Origin of the sequence: Gilvimarinus gilvus (assembly GCF_030518155.1) — a bacterium.
Taxonomy (GTDB): domain Bacteria; phylum Pseudomonadota; class Gammaproteobacteria; order Pseudomonadales; family Cellvibrionaceae; genus Gilvimarinus; species Gilvimarinus gilvus.
Window position 1 is genome coordinate 1 of record NZ_JAULRU010000637.1, and the last position, 351, is coordinate 351.

Below are 351 nucleotides of genomic sequence, written 5' to 3' on the forward strand. Positions count from 1 at the left end.
CCTGACCCTGGGGGACCGCGCGACCATCTCCAACATGGCCCCGGAGTACGGCGCCACGGCGGCCATGTTCGCCATCGACCAGCAGACCATCGATTACCTGCGCCTGACCGGCCGTGAAGAACAGCAGGTCAAACGGGTGGAAACCTATGCCAAGGTCGCCGGCCTCTGGGCCGACAGCCTGGCCGGCGCGGTATACGAGCGTACCCTGAGCTTCGACTTGTCGAGCGTGGTACGCAACATGGCCGGCCCGTCCAACCCGCATGCCCGCGTGGCCACCAGCGAGCTGGCGGCCAAAGGCATTGCCGGCAGCTGGCAGCAAGTGCCAGGGCAGATGCCTGATGGTGCGGTGAT

At 66.7% G+C, this 351-nt stretch carries 1 protein-coding gene; it reads left to right on the plus strand.

From position 1 onward, the window contains the following. On the plus strand, positions 1 to 351 hold a 351-nt coding region (locus tag QWI17_RS16580), incomplete at both ends, for an aconitase family protein (RefSeq protein WP_302723641.1).